This is a genomic window from Cohnella abietis, from assembly GCF_004295585.1.
In the GTDB taxonomy this organism is placed as follows: domain Bacteria; phylum Bacillota; class Bacilli; order Paenibacillales; family Paenibacillaceae; genus Cohnella; species Cohnella abietis.
Window position 1 is genome coordinate 1,603,713 of record NZ_AP019400.1, and the last position, 21,192, is coordinate 1,624,904.

Consider the following 21,192-nt stretch of genomic DNA (forward strand, 5'->3'; position numbering starts at 1 on the left):
TAGCGATTTGTCGATCAAGCTCAAATTATAGTAAGGAAGAGGAAAAAAATGAATAATGGAGATAGCACAATTACAATACCGGAAGCTACACATACATGGAATAACACAATGCCCTTAATCGTTTCTTTCCCAGGGGACTTGGACGAGTGCTTGCAGCAATGTAAAGCAATGGGGATCGATCGGGTATTTCTCCTTGCGAATCTGATAGTTAATGGGGACGCGCCCACTATGGATGATTTTCGCAAGGATGCTCTTGTTCTGAAGGAGCGTATGGCGTTCTTCCGTGAAGCTGGGATAGATGTAGCCTACTGGGGCGGCAGCATCGGTCACGGAATGCATGAGGCGCATGACTTCGGGTTTCAGGAGATTGTCGGAAATTCACTGAATTCGGCACCGGGTCAGTTTTGTCCGCTCGATCCGCAGTTTCAGGCCTATCTCTGCGATGTATACAGTTTAATGGCGGGGACAGGTGTCGACCTGCTCATTCTTGATGATGACTTTCGTCAGCATTCCCATTCCGATCCGATGAGCTGCTTCTGCCCGTTGCACTTGAAGGAGTTCGCGCAACGAACGAACCGCGAGTGGACCGCGGATGAATTGATGGAGGCAGTATTGATCGGGAAACCCACACAATGGCGCAAGCCTTGGCTAGAGATGATGGGGGATTCGCTTTATGAGCTAGCAGGTATGCTTGAACAGGCCGTTCATGCTGTCAATCCGCAAGCCCGTCTTGGACTCTGTTCGTCTATGACGCACTGGAGCGGCGAAGGCGTGCGGATGCCGGAGCTGTTAAAGCGCCTTGCAGGACCGACACGCCCGTTTCTGCGGGTGAACGGCGCACCCTATTGGTCTAAGGAGCCGCATCATGCAGGCTGGATTGTCGAATACGCCTGCTTACAGAAACAATGGATGAGCGGCATCGACGTCGAAATCATTGCCGAAGGCGATACGTTCCCGCATAACCGGTTTTATACATCAGCAGCAATGTTACATGCATTTCATCAGGGACTGCGGGCTCAAAGCTTTCCTGGTGTGCTGAATTACGTGCTCAGCTATACGCTAATGCCGCAGCATGAGCAAGGCTACGTAAAGAAGCTGGCTGAGCAAAGAGAGCATTATGAAGCGATTTCGCGATTTATACCAGCGAATTACCGGACGGTCGGTGTGCGGCCGTATTACGTGCCGTACAACTTTGAGCATATTGTCTTGCCGGATAAGATAAGTTCGAAAGATTTATACTGGCGGGAAGAACCTTATGCGCTGCAATACTTGGCTCGACTTGGTATTCCGATGACATACTCAGATGATGAGGGTCCAGTACTAATCAGCGGGTACAATGGTATCGGGTTATCTAATAGCGAGCTGGAGAAGCTGTTGGATAAGGGTGCAATAATCGACGGAGTAGCTGCAGATTGGTTAGTGGAACGGGGCATTGATATCGGTGTTGTGCAAATTGCCAAAGTGGGAGCTCCTGCGTTCGAGAAGTTCGTCGATCCCGAGATATGCCCCGGAAACTGTGGTGAATCCGTCTGGCTTCCAGTGGCGCCGCGGGAACATGTATTTTATGATTGTAAACTGCATGAAAACGCAAAAATGGTCAGTGAATTTTATCGACTCAGTAACGAGTATGCCTATCCGGGCGTCATCCACTATGAATCGTCAAGTGAACGGCGAGTGTGCATCCTGCCGTTCGACTTAGGTGGTGTACGGGAAATGAAGCAGATTATGTACAATTATGTGCGTCAGGAACAGCTAGCCCGCAGCATCGCCTGGGTTGGTCGCCAACCATTACCAGCCACGATCCATCACCATCCGGATACGTATCTGATCTGTCGATTGTCTCCGAAAGGCGACAGATTGGTTATCGTGTTGCAGAATTTGAGCCTCGACCCAGTAGTTAACCCAATATTCCAGCTGGATCCTGCTACAGCTATCAATGGGAGTATGGAATTGCTTCTGGACGGTGCAACGGCTCCAGTGCCTGTAGGAGCTTACAAGTATACCAATGACAGTCATCACGGATATTTGGAGCTGGAGCTAGAACTGAAACCAATGGGTTTTATGGCATTGGCCCTACAGCTAGATTCTAGAACTAATTAAAGTTTAATTATAGTTAAGAGCCTCTCGAAGTTTTGAGAGGCTATAACTTTTTCATTTAATAGGTAGACCCTTACCTGGATGGCTCCACCCTAGCTTTCTATTTGATTCATCACGAGTTAGCTATAGAATATACTCAAGTGTAGATTGAAGCGGGGGAGAGAAATGAAGCTTTTCAAAAGATTAAGAATCAAGACACAGCTATTAATTATTGCGCTCTCCACGCTAACGGTCATGATATTTATTATTTTCTTCAATTACTTCAAAGTCGCTGATGTGGTTACAGTTAAAAACGACGAGAGCACAGCGGAGATGTTATTTCAATTGCAGCAGGCGCAAAACTCTGATTTTGATGTATTAAATCGTGTACTGACCAACGTGGCCTATAATAAATTAGTTCAACAGTATTTAACCGTATCAGATGAGCTTAACAAGTTTGAGCTTTTTCAACAGCTGAATAATTTCATTGTCAATATGATGGAAATGAAAGAAGGAATTCTTGATATCATCCTGATCGGCAGCAACGGAACTTCAATTAGTTATAATGGCAGTTCAACCTTTGCAAATGCATATATCAAAGACATTCCGTCAAATAATGTACCTTATTATTTGGGAGTTAAAAAGTACAAAAATTATAATAGCCTTATCGTTGGAACGAAAGTTTACTGGCTAGTGGATGCCAAAGAATACTATAAGGAGATTGGCACTCTTTTTCTTGTCGTTGATGTAAAGGCGATCTCAAATAAATTTAATCCGCGGTCCAATCAAAATGGGACCAGTCTATACCTGCTAGACCGCGACAATTATGTATTTTCCACCAATACGTCCTTAGAGGTTGGTTCGAAATTTCAACTGCTGCCTCCGGAATTGATTAAGGAAGTAGGCAAATTTGACACAAAGATAGATGGGGAAGAAGTAACCGTTCAAATACAACCGATTTCGCAGATGTCGGGGAAAATGATCAATGTCATTCCACGGGATTTTTTGTTATCAGATGTTGCAAAGATTCGTAGACAGGAGCTGTATATATTTCTGATAGCGATGTTCTTATTAGCAATCCCATTGATATATATTACGAATAATATTTTGCACCCGTTGAAAAAACTAATGAGCTTTATGAGCTTATTAAAAAACGGCAGTATAAAAAACTTGAAGAATCGGATTGCTTTGGAAGGGTATGCCGAAATGACGGTAGTGGCTGTAGAGTTTAATACCATGCTGAATGAAATTGACAACTTGGCTGGCAAGCTTTTGGAGACAAATTCCAGATATTATCTGCTTGAATTGGAGAAAAAACAGGCTGAATTTGCTTACCTGAAAAGTCAAATTAACCCTCATTTTCTTTATAATACACTTGAATCGATTAAAGGGATCGCTTCTGTTCGTGGTGTTGCCGAAATTCATGATATGACCCAATCCTTAGGCCAAATATTTCAATATAGTATTAAGGGTGAAGATAAGGTAGCTTTGCGGGAGGAGTTAACGATAGTCGAATGTTATTTGCAAATTCAGCAAATTCGTTTTATGAATAAGTTTATTGTACACATGAAGATTTCGGATCAAGCTAGCGCGTGTATTATACCCAAAATGATTTTGCAACCAATTGTCGAAAATGCGATTTATCATGGTTTGGAGCCCAAGCTGGGAAAAGGCAACCTATGGATATCTGCAGAGGTAACAGACACGAATCATTTAGTGATTTCTGTTAAGGAGAACGGGGTAGGCATTGAGAGTCAGGCTTTAGCAAACCTAGAAGCAAGGCTTGGGCAAGCGCAAGATCAGATTCTTACGGACAAAAAGGCTGGCATCGGCATGGTGAATGTAGATAAACGAATTAAGCTCGTTTGCGGTGACCATTTTGGGCTTAAGATTCACAGCATCGCGGAGGAAGGGACAGAAGTAATTTTGAGCCTACCGGCATGGAGGGCTGATCATGTATAGGGTTCTGATTGTTGATGACGAAAGCTGGATAATAGAGAGCTTGAAAAGCAGCTTGAAATGGGAAGAGCATGGTTTTGTAATTATTGGACAAGCAGGAAATGGGATTGAAGCCTATGAGATGATAGAGCGGCTTGAGCCTGATGTTGTTTTTACAGATATTCGCATGCCTGGCATGAATGGGATTGAGTTAATTAAGAAGGGCAAGGCACTTTCACTAAAAACGCAATTTATCGTGATTAGCGGATTTGCTGATTTTGATTATGCTCAGAAAGCGATGAATAACGGAGCCATTGGTTACTGTTTAAAACCTTTTAAGCAAACAGAATTACTTGAACTCTTAAATAAGGCAAAGCAGAATAGGGGTAAAAGCGCTCATTTTGAATTTACGGATATGTTAGATTTATTGGATAACAGGACTCCTGAGGGCTATGCGTATTTAGAGCAGACTTTAGAACAATATGGCCTGATTTCACAAAACGCTTTAGATTCGGATGGAAATATAACTGCAAGCCAATATTATTTTTTGGTTTCTATAGGGAGTGGAACAATTACATTTGCTGCGGATATACCCAATATTCCCTTTAAACTGGGTCGCTTCAAAAAAGCGTATTTGATTTCAAATGCAGCCATAGATTTACTCAAGGAAAATCTATTACCACAGATTGGTGAAGACATAACTTTTATTGGAATCGGTAATAGAGCGACACAATTAGAAGAAATAAAGGATTCACTCGAAGCTGCGAATTTAGCTGCTCAACAATATTTTATCACTGCTATTAAAGAGGTTTATATTTATAGGCTGGCTAATGATATTGCATTCGATGAACAGATTCAACGTATTGGTACAGGCCTTCGTGACGCTGATTTGGAGGAGGTTTCAAGAGGAATAGATACAATAGCTGCTTTATTTGATCAGGGTATAGGGAATATTAAATCGGCTTTTCGCGTGTATAATAGGCTTCAATCCTTTTCAAGTCGGACTTCACTAGAAGGAGAAGAGTCTTTTCTTTATAGCTGCGAGCAGCTTTTTACATTGTTCGAAGATGTAAGGAAGATGATGAGCTATCTAAAGGATAATATGATATCGAGCATCATAGCTAAACCTAGCGCGGATTACCATCATTCAAAAAATGAATCTATGCAGGAAATTCTGCATTATATCAACCGAAATTATCATGAAGGCGGAATTTCAATTCAATCGCTGTCAGAGAGGTTTTTTATGAATCCGACTTACATTAGTCAGCTATTTAGAAAAGAAGTAGGCGAGACCTTTACGGAGTACATAAGCAGGCTGAGAATCAATCATGCCAGTGAGCTGCTAAGGACGACTGATTTGCCAGTGAATGAAATCAGTGAAAGGGTCGGCTTTCAGGATTATTTTTATTTTTCCCGTATATTCAAAAAACTGACAGGCCAAACATCATCCCAATATAGGGATTCAAACCAAACTTAATGGAAGAAAAATTCCGATACTTTCAGCAATTGTGCGAGTTTATTAGAAGCTATGGTCATTGCGACCATAGCTTCTTTTTTTGCGGATAAAGGAATGACAGTACTAAATTTTGTCTATAGAAACACTAAGTTGTCTCCATATTGTAAGCGCTCTACTAAAACTATAATAAGCTAAGTCTTAAGGTAAGGTTAGCTGAAGGGTAGTAAAAACAATAGAATGGGGAGGCAGTTGTATGTTAAAAAAGGCATTACTCATTTATTTGATTGTAAGCGTTATCTTTACGGGATTTGGTACGTTTCTGGGGGGGACTGCTGGGGTTGCTTCGGCAGAGGAGCTGATCGAACATAATATACCAGACTGGGGATTCGGGGGTGGCGCGCAAGCGGACTATTCTCTTGATTCGAGTACGGCTCATGGAGGTACCTATTCATTACGTCTAAATAACCTCTCTCCGGCTGCGCCAAATGTATATTTCTTTGCGGTTCAGAGAGTTCAAGTAAAGCCGAATACAGACTATACGCTCAGTGCTTGGGTTAAGGCGGATAATGCTTCGACAACATGGTTTGGGGGAGGTCCGACTTGGCTGTTGCGAAATCATGTGGCAACGATATCGGAATCCTATGATTGGCGACATGAAACCATTTCTTATACAACTGGTCCTCAAGAAACGACTTTTGATTTTAGAATCCTGATGGATGGACCGGTAGATCATATTTGGTTTGACGATATTTCGATGGTTGAAGCGGGTACAACGAACAATATTATAAAGAATGGAGATTTTGAGAAGAAGAGTCTTCCGGTTGTTATTCTACCAGATGTTACTTCCAATCAGCAGGTGGGAGAGGTTCAATCGGGCACTTCTGTACAATTAAACAATTCGATTGCGGGAGCGACCATCCACTATACGACGGACGGGAGTGATCCGCGAACCTCAGTGACAAGTAAGATTTATATACAGCCCATCATCATTACAGAGGCGATAACGATTAAAGCATATGCTACAAAGCCAGAATCGCTTGATAGTAATGTTATTAACTTTGAGTATTGGACTATCGATCGTGATGTACAAGGCTGGCTATTCGGTGGTAATGCGCAAGCAGACTTTACACTGGATAGGAGTACCGTTCACAGTGGCAGCTATTCCTTGCGTTTGAACAATCAGACTTTACAAACGCCTAATATGTATTTTTACGTTGCTCAAGAGGCTGAGGTGGAGCCGAACACAACCTATGATCTCAGCGTTTGGGTTAAGGCCGATAACGCATCAATGACATGGTTCGGAGGCGGCCCTAGCTGGGGTTTGCGCATTTCCGTTGCAAATGATAAGGAAACTTATGATTGGCAATATAAAACGATTCAGTATACAACAGGTCCTGAAGAAACTAGCTTTGATTTTAGAATCTTGACTGAAGGTAAGACAGATCATATCTGGTTTGATGATGTTTCGATGGTTAGAGTAGGTACTACGGACAATGTTATCAAGAATGGTGGTTTTGAGAAGCCGCTACCGGACGTTACTTCCAGTCAGCAGGACGGGGAGGTTCCACTAGGAACGAATATACAACTACACAACGCGATAGTGGGGGCGGAAATTCGTTATACAACGGATGGGAGCGATCCACGAACCTCGGAGACAAAGATGGTTTATTCGCAGCCTATTACCATTTCGCAAGCGATGACAATAAAGGCGTATGCGACAAAGTCAGATTCACCAGATAGTAATGTTGTCAGCTTCGTATATTCGATTGGTAGTGTAGTCGCGGGTGAGAGCTTTCTGGATTTGGAGCAGTTCAACAATAAGTTAGGCGAAGGCAGAAAAGCACCGATACTGAAGGCGAACAATATTCAGATTGACGGAAATATGGATGAATGGTCTAGCTATACGGGCGTGAAGATTCCTGTTAATGAAAAACAAATCCCTATACCCGGGTGGGGCGGAGAAAGCGATTTGTCTGCTCTTGCCAAGTTTGCCTATGACGACGATTCTTTCTATATGGCTATAAAGGTAAAGGACAATGTGCACCACACTTTTCCAGATTCTCTCATGTGGCTGGGGGATAGTGTACAAATTGCCTTCAGTCAGGATGGAATGTATGGTCCTGAATACGCTTTTTCGTTAAACGATGGACAGCCGCAGGTTTGGAGATTCGCCGAGGGTAAAGCAACGCTGGATATAGATTCTCTGACCTATCAGGCGAAAAGAATCGGCGATGAAACGATGTACGAAGCCAAGATCCCTTGGCTGGCGATATTCGACACAAAGCCATCGGCAGGAGATCGTGTTCCATTTACCTTTCTTGTGAATGATAACGATAATGATGGCCGAGGTAGAAGGTGGATTGAATGGACTTCAGCCATTGGATTTGGTAAAGATCCGAAAGGACTGGCTGAGCTGCAGCTTGTTCCGCAACAAGATAACTGGAGTGTCTCCCTAGACGGAAATCAGAAATTTGCAGTCAATGATGCAAACCCTTTTACAATTTATGTGCCTAATTTCAGTAATCAACCCTTACAGGTAAAGGTAAACTCAGATTTCTTCCATCTCGTGAATAAGCAAGTGGTGGTTCCAGCTCAATCCATCTGGAAAAAAGACATCCCTGTAACGTTGCCAACGAGAGGAAGCTATACCGCTGATGTTTCTGTACTTGACGAAACAAGGGGCATTACGAAGCAAGATGCGCTTCAGTTTAGCGTATCTAGCAATCCCAATGAACTGCGTAATCGATTGAATGCGCTAGAACAGAAGCTTCCTGCTCTAGAAAGTCTGCTAGCTTCCGTTGAAGCTCAGAAGATTCCAGCAGATTACGAAAAAATAAACGTTACCATTCTTAAAAATTTCATTAAGTACGCCAAAGAGGATATCGATCATGACTATCTCGACCGTGCCACTTATAATACCGACGAGCTTGATAAGCTTTATGCAGATGCTGAAAGTAATTTACAAGCTTATTTAGAGGGGACAAAAACACCAATCCCAGTTCCCCGTTATATGAATGGAAATGTGCAAATCCAAGGAAATTCCTTTATTGCTGACACGAAGATCACAGGCGCTGATGAAATCGTGCGCAGGCCCGTTTTTTTCAACGGCTATGGCCACTTCGCACAGGTGAAACAGGATGTTCCGCAATTTACGGGTTATGGTACCAATATTGTTCAGATTGAGATTGGGCCGAATAGTGTAATCAGACCAAAGGGCTACTTCTCTGATTGGAGCTTGCATACCTCTGGAGGTGTTCAAGCCAGCGCACTACTGGATAGTACGATTAGTCATTCAGGGAAAGCTTCCTTAAGATTGAATAATACATCACCAAGCAGTCCGAATGTTTATATGCAAGTTTCGCAGACGGTACCCGCCAAACCTAATACGACCTATGAAATGAAAATGTGGGTGAAGGGCGAGAATGTGAATGGCGTATCGTTTACGGGCGATCCAAGCTGGGGGAACCGAGTCTCATTCCCTACAGGAACGTACAACTGGACGGAAGTAACGAATTCATATACGACTAAATCAGATGAAACACAGATTGGATTTGTTATCTTGTCTGAAAATGTAGTCGGTAACGTCTGGATTGATGATATTAGCTTGACCGAGCAAGGAGTAACGGGGAATTTATTGAAAAATGGAAATTTCGATCAGGATTACGTGGATTTAGGCAGCGAGGAATATGTAGGGGATACAACATCAATTAAAAATGACGTTGTTAGTGTGCTGCAAAACGCAGATGAGAATAATATCGCTGTCAATTTACTGATTTCACCGCATTATTTTCCGGGATGGGCGCTAGCGAAGTGGCCTGAATTAAAGAGTGAAAGTGTTAGTTTTATTCAATTTAATATTAACGATCCAAGAGCCAGAGCAATTATGGAAGACTATTTGCGTCTGCTTATCCCTCTAATTAAGGATTATAAATCGTTGCATAGCATCACATTAAGTAACGAAACGGTGTACCAATCCTACAGGGATGCGTTTAATTTGCCAAAATGGCAGCTGTACCTGCAACAAAAATATCCGAGCATTCAGCAGCTTAATGAAACTTATCAAACAACCTATCAATCGTTTAATGATGTACCTATGCCTGCTAATGTCACTCGTACACCACTTTTCTATGATTGGGTTCAATTTAACAACAATTTATTTGGAGAATGGCACCAATGGATGGCTGATATTATTCATGATATGGCGCCAGGTATTCCTTTGCACGCTAAAGTGATGAATGGAGCATTGAGTGATGTTACTGCTCTGACTTGGGGTGTTGATTCAGAGCAGTTTACGGAATTTAGCGAAATTAACGGAAATGACAGTCATAGCTACTATGGCGGGGGACCTGCGGGTTACACGGAAGAATTGAAATTTTATGATTTTCAAGCTTCCTTGAAAAAGGCACCCGTGTTCAACTCGGAAGACCATCTTGTTCCCGATGGTAGTGAGCAGTATATTCCCGAAATTGCTTCTCACGTAAATACTGTCTTATGGCAAGGGGCAGTTCATGGTCGTGGAGCAAGTACCATATGGGTATGGGAACGGAGTGATGATGTACCTGACTTTAAAGGAAGCATCATGAATCGACCAGATGTTGTAGCAAGGGTAGGTAAAACGAATCTTGACTTAAACCGGTTAGCAGAAGAAGTTACGGCATTTCAGAATGATGAAGCAAAAGCCGCCATCTTGTACTCGATGAACTCTATGATTTATAGTCGTGCTTATCCGAAAGCGATCAACGAAGCGTATAATGCGATTACTTACAGTGGTCTAAAGGTTGGATTTGTTTCAGAAAAGCAAGCGAGAAGTGGTGTTTTGGATGGAATTAAAGTCCTATTCGTTCCAGAAGCGACCCATATTAATGCAGACACCTTAGTAAGTCTTCAGCACTTTGTGGAGCAAGGAGGCAAGCTGGTCATTACCGGAAGTGATTCATTAAGTTTTGACGAATACAACAGGGCTTTATCTAATTCCGTTCGTAATCAAGTCATAAATAATGCTAACACAACACTTATTGCCTCCAATACGTTTGCTAAACAAATTCGTGAAACGGTGACTCCGATTTTCGCTGAGGTCGGATTAAATGAAGTGATGTTGATGGATACGGCGACAAACCTTCCGGTTTATGATGTGGAATGGCGCTCAGTCTGGCAGAATGACAGATTGTTAATTAATATCGATAACTATTCGTCAGTTGTGAAAAGTGTCTACGTTCAGGTCAACGGTCAACGAATAGGAAATTGGAAGGACCTGATAAGCTCTACAACGGCAGTTGCAGCAGATACACTTTTATTATCACCATTACAGCCCTATCTTTTATCGGTAGAGCCGACTGGTATTACACTAGACTCGGAAAGCTATACGATAAAAGTTGGAGAGACGCACGATACAGTCGTTCATGCAGCATTTGAAAGTGGAGTTAATCAACTAGTCACTTCAGCTTCAAGCTATGTTTCATCTCATCCAAACATAGCGACAGTAGATATTAACGGCAAGGTTACTGCAGTGGCTAAAGGAACAGCACAGATAACCGTTACCTACCACGGGAAGCAAGCGATTATTAGTGTGAATTCCGTTAGTGATGATACAACAGAAACGCCAAATCCACCAATTAACAATATTGGTGGTAGTAATAAGGACAACATAACTAAAGTCACGCTAGAGAACGGTAAAGCAGTAGCCAAGCTCGAGAAAAATCAGACGACGGCAACCGTTCCATTAACAGAGATTGGGGACCATCCTTTCCAAGTGCAGGCAGGAGCTGTAATGGTTAATATTGATCAGGTGCAGCTAAATGCTTTGAGAAATCAGGGCGGTAATGAGGCAGGTGCAACCATTGAGGTACAGCTCAAGCCAGTGGTCGAAACCGGTGGCATGAGTACTTCATCTCAAGGAACAGCAGCGCAGATCAAATTGGCAGGTCAGGTTTACGAGATTAGTGTGAGGTTGATAAAAGCAAACGGTAGCACAATTGAGGTTAAACAGATATCAGGTAGCGTAGACATTACATTACCTTATGATGCCAATGGTGTTGATTCAGAGCTTCTCGGTATCTACTACTACAATGAAACGACCAAACAATGGGAGTATGTAGGCGGACAATTGAACAGTAGTGCGAAGACAATGACGGTTAAGCTACAGCATCTAAGTAAATATGCAGTTTTGCAATATAGCAAAACGTTTAGTGATGTGCCGGCTACGCATTGGGCTGCAAGGACGCTGCAAATACTGGCGGCTAAGCACGTTGTGAACGGTGTGAGTGATAACTTGTTCCAGCCTGCAGGAGAAACGACACGAGCGGAATTTGTAGCACTCTTAGTTCGCGCCTTGAACCTTGAAGCAGCTGAAGATGTGAAGGCATTCAAGGATGTGAAATCAGATGCTTGGTATGCAGGAAGTGTGCAAGCAGCTGTAAAGGCGGGCATTGTTACTGGTGTTAGTGTTGATCGCTTTGCGCCGAATGCTCCGATCTCGCGCGCGGAGATGGCTGTGCTTATTGCCAGAGCGCTTGGATTAAAGGATGATGCGAGCGTAAAGGTCGATTTTGCTGATTCGAAGGATATCCCTTTATGGGCAATTTCTTCAGTGGCAGAACTGAAGAAAATGGGCCTCATTCAAGGCAACGGGCACAATAGGTTCAACCCGCAAGCCAATGCAACAAGAGCAGAAGCGGCCAAGCTGATTCTGGGTACCATTAATCAACTGAAATAAGCATGAAGGAAGGGGCTCTAGGGCTTAAATCGCCTTAGGGTCCTTTTCCTTTCAGTGGGATCAGATTAATAGAGCATGGCATGTTCTATATTTATATTGTACAGTTGGAATAGTTTAACAACTAAATGGAGTGTGACGATGGATGTTTTGGACAGAGGAAAAGCTAGAAGCGAGAGTTAAAGAGCTAGCGTCATGGCGTTATCGGGAGGCGCAGCGTATCGAGGTGTTTCGTGCGCTTGTCGATGAGGAAGGCGAAGTCGGGGTTCGTCCTCCGGAGGGGGGCCAGTGGCGTGACATGAAACAGGGCGACCGCTGGGAAGGAAGAGATCTTTATCTCTGGCTCGATGCCAACGTATCTATTCCAGCAGAGTGGACTAACCGCCGGGTTGTCGGCTTATTTGATTTCGGGCTTACTGGCGCAGGTAACAACTCAGGCTTTGAATCTTTACTCTATTTGAATGGTGTGCCTTACCAAGGCGTGGATTCAAACCATAAAGAGGTGTTTCTGCCTGAAGGTGCAGCGGGAACGACTGTCCGGGTCCAGTTCCGATTGTGGTCAGGACTCGAAGGGGGAGGCGAGCCTCAGCAGCAGGAGCATCGGCTTCACCGCGCTGAAATCGTGTGGCTAGACGAAGCAACGGATCGCTTCTATTATATGTCCAAAGCTGTGCTACAGACGATAAAGGTACTAAGCTCTGGCATCGCTGAGCGGACAGATCTATTAACGGCGCTTGATCGTTCCTTCCTCAGCATCGACTGGTCCCGACCAGGCTCGGAGCGCTTTTACGAGTCGATTAGTGCAGCAGAGGACGAGCTACGTCAGGCGATTGAGGCAATACCTCGCAACAACTCATCAGTGACGGTGCGATGCATTGGGCATACACATATTGATGTTGCATGGCTATGGCGGCTAAAGCATACGCGGGAAAAGTCGGCTCGCTCGTTCAGTACGGTACTAAGACTAATGGAGCTTTTTCCCGAATATGTGTTTCTCCAGACGCAGCCACAGCTCTATGAATATTTGAAAAATGATTATCCAGACATCTATGCTGCGCTGAAGGAACGGGTGAAGGAAGGTCGCTGGGAAGCGGCCGGAGGCATGTGGCTAGAGGCGGATTGCAATCTGACAAGCGGAGAATCTATTGTTCGCCAGTTACTATATGGTACAAAGTTTCTTCGGGAGGAATTCGGCACAGAATGTACCTATTTGTGGCTGCCTGACGTATTTGGTTACAGCTGGGCGTTGCCGCAAATTCTGCGGAAAAGTGGCATTAGCACCTTTATGACGACCAAGATCAGCTGGAACCAATATAACCGGATGCCGCATGACACGTTCCAATGGCGTGGTATTGATGGCAGCAAGGTGTTAACGCATTTCATCACGACACCTGAAGACAGTGATAATTGGTGGTATACGTATAATGGAGATATCACCGCTTCAAGCGTGCAAGGCATTTGGGATAAATATCGAGACAAAGAGGTTAATCGCGAGCTGCTCCTCTCCTATGGCTACGGGGATGGCGGGGGAGGTGTTAACCGCGAGCACTTAGAAATGCGTAGACAGCTAGCTAATATGCCTGGCTTGCCGAAGGTGGAGACAGGACGCGCGGATGAATACTTCGCTAAGCTACAGCAAACGGTTGAACAATCCGATCGTTATGTACATACGTGGGATGGTGAGCTTTATCTCGAATATCATCGCGGAACGTATACGAGTCAGGCGTATAACAAACGAATGAACCGCAAGCTGGAGCTGCTCTCACGTGATGCGGAGTGGCTGCAGGTTTGTCGTGCTGCGCTGAGTGGCGATTGGTCGAACTATCCGCAGGAACAGCTCGATGAAAGCTGGAAAATCATTTTGCGTAACCAGTTTCATGACATTATTCCAGGTTCGTCGATTCCTGAGGTTTATCATGACTCCAGAGAAGAATATGAGCAAGCGAAGGATACGCTAGAAGATTGCCGCGTACAGGCGATAACTGCACTTTCTGATAAGGGGACTGTAGGAGACGATGAATATGTCATCTGGAATGCCTCCTCCTGGTCTTACAATGGTTTAGTCGCCGTGGAGAACTGCGCGAAGGATACAGCTTGGCGAGATGCCGAGGGGCGTTTGCTAGTGTCCGAATTTGATGGTGAGCGCCATTGGGTAAAGGTACAGGATGTACCTGCATTAGGCTTCGTTACACTCCGTCGTGAAGATTCGCTGGAAGCGGAGACGAAGGGAGTATCACCATTTTCCATACGTGATCGCGCAATCGACACCCCTTTCTATGAACTGGAATGGAATGAAAAGGGTCAATTGACACGTCTATACGATCGCGCTGCAGGACGAGAGGTGCTTGCTCCCGGTAATCGTGCGAACGTACTTCAGGTATTCGAGGACAAGCCGAAGATGTTTGAAGCTTGGGATATTGATATTTACTATGGCGAGAAAATGCAGGAGATCGATGGGCTCGTTTCCAGTCAGGTTGAGGTGGGGCTGCTGCGTACTGTCGTCACATTCGTCTGGTCCTATATGGATTCTTCTATTCGTCAGCGGATGATTGTCTATGCGGACAACCGCCGGATCGACTTCGAGACAGAGGTAGATTGGCAGGAGCGTCAGCAGTTACTCAAGGTAGCTTTCCCAGTCGATATTCGAACGACAGAAGCGACCTATGATATTCAGTTTGGCAACGTTAAACGACCTACACATTGGAATACAAGCTGGGATTACGCGCGCTTCGAGACGGTCGGGCACCAATGGGTGGATCTGTCGGAGCATGGCTATGGCGTAAGTCTACTGAATGATTGTAAATATGGTCATGACATCAAGGATGGGGTCATTCGATTAACGTTGATCAAGTCAGCAACCTATCCTGATCCGGGAGCTGACCAGGGTGAGCATCTGTTCACCTATGCGCTCTATCCGCATGAAGGGGATTGGAGAGAGGGCCATACCGCACAGGCGGCATGGCAGCTGAATCAGCCTGTATATGCAACTGCTGGTCGCGCCCCGACACCAAAGTTCTCGTTGCTACGGCTTGTACAAGGAGATGCGATGATCGATGCTGTTAAACGTGCAGAGGATGGCATGGGGTTAATTGTCCGATTGCACGAGTACAAGGGCGGAAGAAGCCAGATTGCGCTCGCAAGCGATGTGCCGATTCAGTCTTGGCAAGAAACAGATTTACTGGAGCGGCCTTTGGAAACTGCTGCTCAGTCTGGTCCAATCATCTTAGATCTCTCGCCTTATGAAATTAAAACGATACGGATTTCGCTCAGATAAACGTATTAATTCTAGAATTGGATGAGGCCGCAACGTGAGTTGCCTGGAGAAAAGCAGAACAATCGCGTGGTCTCGTTATGGGAAGTTCAATAGCAATATTCGGATAATAAAAATACCGACCAACCTCACGGAAGTTTTTTCGTTGGGTTGGTCGGTTATTTTTGTATGTATTTAACCGTTTTACGATAGCCCAATATAGGTTCATCGGGCGGATGTCCAAGCGAGATTGTAGCAGCCTGCATTAACTAACTAGCAAATTAAATAAGGAGGTTGCACACTATGGGATGCAATAGTTCCTCGTCTGCATTAAGCTGTTGCCCAGATAAAGAGTACGTGCAAGATAAGGTTTGTAGCCCTTGGAGTGGAACAGGTGCTGTTGCTGCTGTTGATGTCATTGTATACAGCAATAATATTACACAGAATATCGTAGGTACCGGTTATTTGCAGTATGACACTGGTGTTGGCAACATTACCCTAGAGGTTCTGGACAGCGCAGGGGCAGTTATCGGTACTGCGATCACACTAACACCAGGAACAAGTGTAGCTTTTACTTATCGTAGGTTCAGCGCTATCCAAGTTGTCATTCCTGCAGCAGCGACAGGAACATTTCAGGGAGAATTCTGCATAACTACTCGTTATCCTATGTAATTACTACAGAATTAAGGAGGTTTACGATGAGCGCATGTACATGTACATCTACTCTAAGCTGTTGTGGCAATAAAACGATTGTTCAAGATAAAGTGTGTATTAACTGGGCGGTCGTTGCAGGCGGTACACCAACTGTTTATTCGGATAACATTTCCCAAATCATAAGTGCATCTGGGTACGTTAAACTAGAAACCGGAGCAGGACCGCTGACAGTTACCTTTTTAGAAAATGCTGCAACAGTTAAGACGATTACAATTCCAACGGGGGGAAGCTCCACATTTACGATTTCCAAATTTGATACCATTACATTATCTTCAGCTGCTGACACACAAGGAGAATTTTGCATAACCGTTCGATATACCCTGTAAATAACCTTAATGAATTGACATACTTGCCCACCGACCATGAGAGTTAATAAATAAATTATTCGCCCGGGAGCTGATTTGCTCTCGGGTTATTTTTGCTCTCTTCATCTTACGGATTTTAGAGGTTAATTTTCGATAAAATTCGCTATTTTATGTTAAGATTGTTATTACTAGATTATGGATAGATTTATAGGAGGATTGGGGATGAAGGAAAAAATTCAGAACGTTTTTTTGAACAGTTGGATTCGCGTGGCTACTATAGCGCTTTTTATAACGTTAATAGGTTGGTCGGCGGCGAGTGCTGATTCAACAATCCAAACAACAACCACTTTGACTGGAGCTGCCCAATCTACCTACGGGGACTCCGTTACAATCAATGCAGTTGTCTCTGATGATACGGAGAACACATACAATGTGCCTGAGGGGATTGTCGACTTCTATGCTGGGAACGATCTCGTGGGTTCAACGGAACTATTCGAGAACCTCCCGGTCATTAAAGAAAGGCCAAGTAAGAGTGCCCCACAGATCCCGGATGCTAAGCTTACATGTGGCTCTGAATGTCCTACGATAGAATGGGGAGGACTCACCTATTGGGCGTATTCATACTCCATCAATAATGAATTTACACTGCTAGTTGCTGTGGATGCCCACAATAACATTGTGAAGAAATGGGAAAAAGTAGATTCTAAGCCCGTGCGGTATGTTAACCAAATAGAACTCGATCCGGCTAATCGTACTGTCACCTTTACGGGGCAAGGTGGAACTTTCACCCTGTCATGGGCTTTTTTGAGTCATGCAAATGCCCAAGCATCCATCACGCTCCCGGAGCTACCTAAAGGCGTGTATGATCTCAAAGCGGTCTATCGGGCAGGAGAGGGATCTCCACATAGCGGCAGTACCTCAACTGGGATTATACATACGGTGGGGGGATTAAATTCACAAACCAACCTGAGTTCAAACTCCGTGACTGTGGAGTACGGGGAAGAGGTGATCTTCACTGCGAATGTGGCAGGCTCAGTTACTGGACAGCCTAAACCTACAGGTACGGTGACCTTTATGGACGGAGCGGACATACTGGATACCGTTACACTAGGTGGAAATGGTATAGCGAAGCTGGCTAAAAGTGACCTCCCGCTAGGTACACATCTTATTACGGCGGTTTATAGCGGTGACGATAAAATTTACAATACTAGCAATTCCAGTAGTCTTACGCAATATGTGGTGGCTATTAAGACTAAGGCAACACTGACTTACACGCCAGCAGCTCCGAAATACGGGGACAAGCTTACGCTGCAAGCGAAAGTTGCTAATCAGTCGAACAATCAACATTTGCCTAATGGAGGCAAGGTGATCTTCCTGGATGGAAGCACAGAGCTAGGCGACGCGACTGTGTTGAACGGTGAAGCATCCTTAGAAATCTCGACTTTGGGAGCAGGAGAGCATAGCCTACATGTAATCTACAACGCACAGCCGGGCGATTTATTTCACAGTAACAGTACCTCTGTAGACTACGAAGTGACGGTTGGCAAAGCTAGTAGTCATTCAAATCTCAGCTCGGACTCCGCGACTGTGGAGTACGGGGAAGAGGTGACCTTCACTGCGAATGTGGCAGGCTCAGTTACTGGACAGCCTAAACCTACAGGTACGGTGACCTTTATGGACGGAGCGGACATACTGGATACCGTTACACTAGGTGGAAATGGTATAGCGAAGCTGGCTAAAAGTGACCTCCCGCTAGGTACACATCTTATTACGGCGGTTTATAGCGGTGACGATAAAATTTACAATACTAGCAATTCCAGTAGTCTTACGCAATATGTGGTGGCTATTAAGACTAAGGCAACACTGACTTACACGCCAGCAGCTCCGAAATACGGGGACAAGCTTACGCTGCAAGCGAAAGTTGCTAATCAGTCGAACAATCAGCATTTGCCTAATGGAGGCAAGGTGATCTTCCTGAATAGAAGCACGGAGCTAGGAGAAGCGACTATATTGAACGGTGAAGCTTCCTTAGAAATCTCGACACTAGGAGCAGGAGAGCATAGCCTACATGTAATCTACAACGCACAGCCGGGCGATTTATTTCACAGTAACAGTACCTCTGTAGACTACGAAGTGACGGTTGGCAAAGCTAGTAGTCATTCAAATCTCAGCTCGGACTCCGCGACTGTGGAGTACGGGGAAGAGGTGACCTTCACTGCAAACGTGACGGACTCCGTTGCTGGACAGTCTAAACCAACAGGAACGGTGACCTTTAAGAACGGAACGGACATACTGGGTACCGCTACGCTGGATGTAGATGGTAAGGCGAAGCTCGTTAACAGCGACCTACCGTTAGGCACACATCTTATTACGGCGTTCTATAACGGAGATGATAATTACAACACAAGCAATTCCAGTAGTCTGACACAAGCTGTGGAGGCTATTAAGACTAAGGCAACGCTGACTTACTCGCCAGCAGCTCCGAAATACGGCGACAAGCTTAAGCTGATAGCGAAAGTTGCTAATCAGTCGAACAATCAACATTTGCCTGACGGAGGCAAGGTCGTCTTTATGGATGGGAGCACGGAGCTGGGCGGAGCGACTGTATTGAACGGTGAAGCATTCTTAGAAACCTCGACACTGGAGGTAGGAGAGCATAAGCTGCGGGTGATATACAATGCGGAGCCCGGCGATTCGATTCATAGTAATAGTACCTCAGTGGACTACGAAGTGACGATCGTCAATGACAGTAGTAACTCAAATGTCAGTCCGCCAACAACGAGCATCCCACCGGTAGCCAGCGATAACATTGTAGGCTCTGATGGTAAAGCTAATGCTGACCTGTTGATTGCGGCCCTGAAGGCAAATCCGAATGCAATTATCCATACAGCGTCGGAAACCGTCTACTTGCCCGCCAATGCCCTATCCTCTAGTCATGCGTTATCAATCTACAACGATACCGGTGTATCCATCACACTGCCCCTGTCCACGCTGAAGCTGGAAGAACTCACTCAAGCACTCGGGGTTGATGTGAAGGATTTGGTCATCCGTGTGGAAATGAAAAAGCAGACGGGAGAAGCGGCTTCGACTGTATCGAATGCAATAAGCGACATTGGCGCCAATCAGCTTGCTGATGCCATCGACTTTCGCGTTGTGGCAACAGCTGGTGATAAAGAGATTGTCATCAGTAACTTTGGTCAGCTTATATCCCGTACGATCCCTCTGTCATCAGAGGTCACGGCAATGGCAACTGCTGTTCTCTACGATCCGGTTGAGGATAAGCTTAGCTTCGTGCCGAGCACCTTTACAGTGAAAGATAATATTACAACTGTCACGCTAAAGCGAGACGGGACCTCTATTTACACGGTCATCCAGAGAAAGCCAACGGAATTTAACGATATGCAGCAACACTGGGCTAAAAATGATGTTGCGACGCTATCCTCGAAGCTAATTGTCGAAGGTACAGAAAATAACCTTTTTGAGCCGAGCCGTCAGATTACACGTGCCGAGTTCGCGGCTTTAATTATCCGTTCACTGGGCATTCAGCCGATATCGTCTCCTACGAATACGTTCAATGACGTGCTGTCGTCCAAATGGTATTCGGGAACAATAGCTGCGATTACGAAAACAGGTCTAATGCAAGGGGACGAGAAAGGAAACTTTAAACCAGATTCTCCGATTACCCGCAAGGAGATGGTCGCAATTGTCGTTCGCGCAATGGGGTATGCTGGTAAATCGATTAAGCTATCGACCGCTGCGGAAGCAGATGCGGCACTGGCAGGATTTACAGACCGTGCAGATCTTCAATGGGCAAAGGTCGAGTTCGCTTCGGCGGTCAAAGCCGGTCTGATTCAAGGTCAAACTGCGACGAAGCTGGAGGGCAACGCCATTGCCAGCCGTGCTGAAGCCGCAGCGCTGATTGCCCGCTATCTAATTAACGCCGGTCTAATAAACTAAACAAAAATAAGCCCTCTTCTAAACCGTGATTGTACGGGGAGAAGAGGGTTTTTGGTGTCTGTCGATGATTCTATGGTTCTAATTTTACAAATTGTTGACCATCCCAGCTTCCTTAAAGATAGACATCTATCATTCGTCATCGCAGCAATCTTCTATTAATCTAAAAGAAGTAGTCACGCAATATTTACCTTCAATATAGGTGTGGTCGCCTTCCTTGGCGGAAACCTGAATGGTTTTAACATTGTGACCTGTAAAAGTGCTGGTATTACCCGGATACACTTGTAGGCTTAGTTGTTCATTACCTGTAATTTTTACTTCGAGAAAGCTTGTACTGGAGGGACTATTGAAGATAGAGATTTGAGCGAGGTCAACACAGATACTTTCCCCAGCTCTCCATATTTCTTGAGACTTTGTTTGGTGACCTTGAATGAGAAAGTTACCACAGCACTCTTTATCCCACAATTTGCACACGCTCGAAAGGGGGGGATCTGGGGGATCTATGGGTACTGGAGTAGGTAACTTTGGAGGAATTGATGGGATAGGCTTAGGAGTAGGAGGTATGCTTGGAGAAAAAGGTTGTGTATGGGGGCGAAGATAGCAGCGTGAAGAGAAGGGCTTGAGAGTTGACCTTCCCCTTTTACACGTCACTTTTCGTATAGGCTTATCATCACATTTATGATTATAGGAAATTCGGATTTTTAAGCGACGGTTTCCTTTTTGTTTTTTTCGATTTTTCGAAGGGCCGTTTAGGAGTAGGGCAGTTATTAAGCCAGCAATGGCTTCTTTT

9 protein-coding genes are annotated in these 21,192 nt (G+C 44.8%); 8 read left to right on the forward strand and 1 reads right to left on the reverse strand.

Going from position 1 to position 21,192, the window contains the following annotated elements; genetic code table 11:
• Positions 1–48: 48 nt before the first annotated feature.
• The 8 genes from KCTCHS21_RS06540 (at position 49) to KCTCHS21_RS06575 (ending at position 20,405) form a co-directional block, all read left to right on the forward strand.
• Positions 49–2,100 carry a hypothetical protein gene (locus KCTCHS21_RS06540; RefSeq protein WP_130606068.1) on the forward strand — a complete coding sequence of 684 codons (2,052 nt, stop codon included), beginning with the start codon at positions 49–51 and terminating at the stop codon, positions 2,098–2,100.
• 162 nt (positions 2,101–2,262) lie between these two features.
• Positions 2,263–4,038: a sensor histidine kinase gene (locus KCTCHS21_RS06545; RefSeq protein WP_130606070.1), complete on the forward strand. Its 1,776-nt coding sequence runs from the start codon at positions 2,263–2,265 to the stop codon at positions 4,036–4,038.
• Positions 4,031–5,491 (forward strand): response regulator transcription factor, encoded by a 1,461-nt coding sequence (locus tag KCTCHS21_RS06550; RefSeq protein WP_130606072.1) that lies wholly within the window; start codon positions 4,031–4,033, stop codon positions 5,489–5,491. Before KCTCHS21_RS06545 ends, KCTCHS21_RS06550 begins: the two co-directional genes overlap by 8 nt.
• A 232-nt stretch (positions 5,492–5,723) precedes the next feature.
• Positions 5,724–12,182: an S-layer homology domain-containing protein gene (locus tag KCTCHS21_RS06555; RefSeq protein ID WP_130606074.1), complete on the forward strand. Its 6,459-nt coding sequence runs from the start codon at positions 5,724–5,726 to the stop codon at positions 12,180–12,182.
• Positions 12,183–12,324: 142 nt separating this feature from the next.
• The gene (locus KCTCHS21_RS06560) at positions 12,325–15,453 is read left to right on the forward strand and encodes an alpha-mannosidase (RefSeq protein WP_130606076.1); all 3,129 of its coding nucleotides are present in this window, start codon (positions 12,325–12,327) and stop codon (positions 15,451–15,453) included.
• Between the two features lie 279 nt (positions 15,454–15,732).
• Complete coding sequence (locus KCTCHS21_RS06565; protein WP_130606078.1) at positions 15,733–16,101, forward strand: DUF3992 domain-containing protein; 369 nt, start codon at positions 15,733–15,735, stop codon at positions 16,099–16,101.
• Between the two features lie 26 nt (positions 16,102–16,127).
• Entirely contained in the window at positions 16,128–16,469 is a 342-nt protein-coding gene (locus KCTCHS21_RS06570; protein ID WP_130606080.1) for a DUF3992 domain-containing protein, read from the forward strand.
• Between the two features lie 201 nt (positions 16,470–16,670).
• Positions 16,671–20,405, forward strand: a complete 3,735-nt coding sequence (locus tag KCTCHS21_RS06575; RefSeq protein ID WP_162309289.1) for an Ig-like domain repeat protein — start codon at positions 16,671–16,673, stop codon at positions 20,403–20,405.
• Between the two features lie 129 nt (positions 20,406–20,534).
• Here the strand turns inward: KCTCHS21_RS06575 and KCTCHS21_RS06580 are convergent, their stop codons facing one another.
• The gene (locus KCTCHS21_RS06580) at positions 20,535–20,867 is read right to left on the reverse strand and encodes an S-Ena type endospore appendage (RefSeq protein WP_130606084.1); all 333 of its coding nucleotides are present in this window, start codon (positions 20,865–20,867) and stop codon (positions 20,535–20,537) included.
• Positions 20,868–21,192: the final 325 nt, after the last annotated feature.